Source organism: Marinobacter sp. C1S70 (assembly GCF_000475355.1).
GTDB classification, from domain to species: Bacteria; Pseudomonadota; Gammaproteobacteria; order Pseudomonadales; family Oleiphilaceae; genus Marinobacter; species Marinobacter nauticus.
The window spans coordinates 1-2,619 of record NZ_AXBW01000056.1; the positions used below are offsets into that span (position 1 = coordinate 1).

Sequence of the window (2,619 nt, forward strand, 5' to 3'; positions counted from 1 at the left end):
TGCGTATTCCGGCGAACGTGACCGTTCATTCCGGGGATCGTGACCGATTTGCACACGGCCCTCACGCTGGAGTCAGTTTTGTACTCTGAGCGGTCACGATGGGTCAACTGATTCCGTATTTTGTGCTTTGGCTTTTCGCAGTGATTCCCCCTTCAGATTGAGTCGGTGAGCACCGTGCAGGAGCCGGTCCAGGATGGCGTCGGCGAGCGTGGCGGAGCCGATGTAGTCGTGCCAGTGTTCGGTTGGTAACTGGCTCGCGATGAGCGTTGAGCCTCGCCCGTGCCGGTCTTCGATTACTTCCATCAGGTCTTGCCGTTGTTGTGCCGTCACCTTCTGCATGCCCCAGTCGTCCAGGATCAGCAGGTCGGTCTTCAGCAACTGGTTCATCAGCCGTGCGTAGCTGCCATCGCCGTGGGCGATGCGCACCTGCTCGAACAGCCGGGGCACGCGCAAGTAGCGAACCGAGAGCCCCTGCCGGCAGGCCTGGTTGCCCAGGGCGCAGGCCAGCCAGGTCTTGCCGCAACCGGTCGGGCCGGTGATGCACAGGTTCAGGGATTGGCGGATCCAGTCACAGCTGGCCAGCCCCGCCATACGGGAGCGCTCCAGCCCCCGTGGATGGCGGTAATCGACGTCTTCCACGCAGGCAGGGACCCGCAACCGGGCCGCCTTCAGCAGCCGATCCAGACGGCGATTTTCACGATGTAGCACCTCCCGGTCGATCAGCAAGGCCAGGCGTTCCTCGAACGCCAGGTCGTGGGTGTCGGGCTGTGCCCGCTGCTGTTCCAGGGCATCGCACATGCCGGTCAGCTTGAGCTGTCGCAAGGTATCGAGGGTGTTTTGAGTCAGCATCAGTTTCTCCGGGATCAGTGGTAGTAGTGGGGACCGCGAACGTTGGTGTGAACAGGCAGATCGGCCAGTTCCGGTTCTTCCTCGGCCAGGGGTAACGGGAGCTGATCCAGCCCCTGCTTCAGGATTGAACTGATGCTCTGATAGCTGGCCGAGTTGATGGCCAGTGCTCGGCTACAAGCCTGCTCCAAACGGTCACGGCTGTAGCGGCGACTCAGATTCAGTAGACCCAGGCATGACCGGTAACCATGCTCTGGATGAGGGCGATCCTTGAGCTGTCGCTGCACCACGTCCAGCGTGGCGGGACCGATGTCAGTGGCCCAGTTAAGGAACCGCCCCGGCGACCAGTTCTGATGGGCCTGATGGGACTTGGGCATGTGTTCGGTCAAGGTGACGAAGCGGCCCTTGCCATGCCGAGGGTGCAGAGCCACCCGCTGGCCTTTGTGCATGACCTCTACGGACGTATCGGTAACCCGAACATCCAGCTTCACGCCCACGAGTGCGTGAGGCACGCTGTACAGCCGTTTGTCGATCTCGATGTGGTAGTCGATTCCCGGTCGTGCCTTGCGCCACTCGGCGTAGACGTAGGGCGTTGCCGGCAGCGGCTTCAGCGCGGGTCGGTCCAGCGCTTCGAACAGGCTCTGGCGGCTCTCGGAGCGCCCCTGGAACGGACGCTGGTTCAGCGCCGGTAACAGTCCGGCGATGGCTGCGTTTAGCTCGGCCAGTGAGAAGAACGTCTGATGCCGCAACCGGGCCAGGATCCAGCGTTCAACCAGCAACACGCCGGCTTCCGCTTTTGCCTTGTCCTTGGGCTTGTAGGGGCGTGCCGGCAGTACCGCCGTCTGGTAATGGGCCGCCAGTTCCGCATAGGTCTCGTTGATCTGGGGCGTGTACCGATCTGCTTTGGTGACCGCTGCCTTGAGGTTGTCCGGAACCAGTAGTTCCGGTACGCCACCATAGAACGCCAGCATCCGCTGGTGAGAGGCGATCCAGTCCGGCAGGGACTGGCTCCAGGTGGCCTCGGCGAAGGTGTAGCTGGACGCCCCCAACACGGCCACAAAAACCTGGGCCTTGCGCATCTCGCCGGTGCTACGGTCCACCACCGGAACCGTAGGGCCGCAGTAGTCGATAAAGACCTTCTCACCTGCCCGATGGACCTGGCGCATGCTGCGCCGTTGCCGTCCCCGCCAGAGCCGGTAGTGGTGGCAGAACTGGCTGTAGCGATAGGCCTTGTCGCCGTGGCGTTCCACGTACTCGGCCCAGAGCAGTTGCAGGGTGACGCCCTTGGTCTTCAGTTCCTGGTGGACCTGGAAGTAGTCGGGTTCAGCAAATCGAGATGGGGGTGTCTTGGCCGGGAACAGCTGAGCCTCTAACCGTACTTCATCCGTGCCTTCCGGCAACGGCCAGGTGATGCCCTGCGCAGTGGCCAGGCTGACATACTTGCCGACCACGCCCTTGGAGAGCCCACAGGCACGGGCAATGCGCTCATGGCTCAGGCCCGCTTCGTACTTGAGGCGCAAGACCTCGATGATCTGTCGCATGGAAATCCTCGCTGCCGGCATCCGCCCTTCCTCGTGATGAAAAAGAAACGGGTATGCCGGATAAAGTTGAAGAATTCCAGCGTGTTGGCAGTGATTCCGGAGGAACGTGACCGGTGATTCCGGAAAAACGCCCGAAATCGGTCACGATAAAACGGAGTGAGCGGTCACGATCAACCGGAACAGGCGGTCACGTTCAAACGGAATGGGCGGTCACGATGGGCCGGAATATGCA

2 protein-coding genes are annotated in these 2,619 nt (G+C 61.8%); both read right to left on the minus strand.

Annotated features, from left to right (window positions below; genetic code table 11):
• Positions 1 to 93 precede the first annotated feature (93 nt).
• Positions 94 to 849, minus strand: coding sequence for an IS21-like element helper ATPase IstB (istB, locus tag Q669_RS14255; RefSeq protein ID WP_011783959.1), 756 nt, complete (start codon positions 847 to 849; stop codon positions 94 to 96).
• 14 nt (positions 850 to 863) lie between these two features.
• Positions 864 to 2,408, minus strand: coding sequence for an IS21 family transposase (gene istA, locus Q669_RS14260; protein WP_011783958.1), 1,545 nt, complete (start codon positions 2,406 to 2,408; stop codon positions 864 to 866).
• Positions 2,409 to 2,619: the final 211 nt, after the last annotated feature.

Bases quoted from the DNA above. Each gene is read 5' to 3' on its own strand.
- istB (WP_011783959.1), bottom strand. From the start codon at position 849: ATGCTGACTCAAAACACCCTCGATACCTTGCGACAGCTCAAGCTGACC.
- istA (WP_011783958.1), bottom strand. From the start codon at position 2,408: ATGCCGGCAGCGAGGATTTCCATGCGACAGATCATCGAGGTCTTGCGC.